The organism is Halomonas sp. 328, from assembly GCF_015645095.1.
Lineage (GTDB): Bacteria > Pseudomonadota > Gammaproteobacteria > Pseudomonadales > Halomonadaceae > Bisbaumannia.
The window spans coordinates 1-1534 of the sequence record NZ_JADOTW010000069.1 but is presented as its reverse complement, the minus strand read 5'-3'; the positions used below and the strand labels follow the sequence as shown (position 1 = coordinate 1534).

The 1534-nt window shown below is 49.1% G+C and carries 1 protein-coding gene; it reads left to right on the top strand.

Annotated features, from left to right (window positions below):
• Nucleotides 1-233 precede the first annotated feature (233 nt).
• Nucleotides 234-998: a DUF5710 domain-containing protein gene (locus tag IHD13_RS17965; protein ID WP_195862407.1), complete on the top strand. Its 765-nt coding sequence runs from the start codon at nucleotides 234-236 to the stop codon at nucleotides 996-998.
• Nucleotides 999-1534: the final 536 nt, after the last annotated feature.

Sequence of the window (1534 nt, the reverse complement as noted above, 5' to 3'; positions counted from 1 at the left end):
CTCTACCTCCTGTCCATGTGGAGGTCATATCCTGGGCCAGTTCAGGGGGCAAATTCCACACCCAACGACGAAGAGCCCACGATATGCTCCTTGGCGCCCTATGGCCCCAGAAAAGGCCATAGCAACTCCATCCATGCAACAGCCCTTAAACTTGAGATAAGGCTAAGCTAAAATATAGAATCAGCGGACCGATTCGACCTCGAATAGATTTCATAAATTGCCAGAAGGCTGATATGTCAAGGACTGACCTGAAGGTACCATTTTCAGAGAAAGATGAAGCCAAACGCCTAGGCGCACGCTGGGATCCTGAGAACAAGGTATGGTATGTCCCCGAAGGAAAAGACCCCTCAGGTTTTATGAAATGGCTTCCCGATATTCCAGACTATAATATCAGGGCAGCATGCTACCAAATTGCTGAAAGCGAAAAGCTCTGTTGGAAATGCGGAGCATCGACAAAAGTTATAGGCTTTCTTCTACCTGAAGGGTTTGAATACGTCGAACCTCTTGACCCGGAAGACGCTGGCTTTGGCCCAAGTGATGAATATACAGAAGAAGAGCTCCAGGCTTGGCTTAAGAGTGAGAACTCTGTGGAGTGGTGCTACATAGACAGCCCTACCTACCCCTTCTTTATCACAGAGCTTCCTAACACAGTATCTGATGAGGCAAGGAAAATCTCTTCAAACTACAGGAGAAACTATAGCAAGCAAGCAGGTGAATCCTACTGGATGAATCACTGCCAATCCTGTGGAATGAAGCAGGGTGATTTTGCCATGCACCAAGAGCCAAGCGGTGTATTTTTTCCTTTCAATGGCTCCGAAGCAGAACGAATCACACTACACCCCATACACTCCCAATTTCTCTGCAGTGGAGATTTTTCCATTCGCAGTGAAATGTTCATCGAATTCATGAAATCGAGCGATGCGACCACTCCAGAGGTTTCCCGCCAACAGGGAATACTTGGACGCCTTTCAAGAATATTTTCTGGAAGTAGCCGCTAAACAGAAAAAGCCCTGGTCCCCAGGCCGGGGTTCCTTTTCCAGCATCACAAAAAGCTGTCCGCTTTTCATCAGTGCTCCTGCATCGGCTCCGGTGCTCTTTCCTTCGTCCAGTACGACCGATCGATAGCCCTACCACACCGAGTCCATCACCAGTGGCGCGTCATCGCTGGGATGGTGCACCGTGGTGATCCAGGTACCCAGTGCCACTGTATCGCGGCACTAGCTCCCCAGGCTCCAGCGATAAGCGCAGGGCCTGGGATGGCTTGGGATATGGGCTATAAAGAGCGAAACGGCCGCAAAAACCCCACCTAGAATACTTATCAGGTCAAAGCTGCAACATAGCCATCTACTTAAATTATAGACGGAAGCAATATTGCCCCACCATTCTTGAATTAAACTTACGCCCAAAAGACTTCACAGAAGAAAACGCACCTAATCCGAAAGATTTTATCTTTCTTTAACCCGCCTTATTCACGAAGGTACCGAATCGCGCGTTATGACCCCATGGCTTGTCGGCTGCGCTTGCCACCAGCAGC

Bases quoted from the DNA above. Each gene is read 5' to 3' on its own strand.
- IHD13_RS17965 (WP_195862407.1), top strand. From the start codon at position 234: ATGTCAAGGACTGACCTGAAGGTACCATTTTCAGAGAAAGATGAAGCC.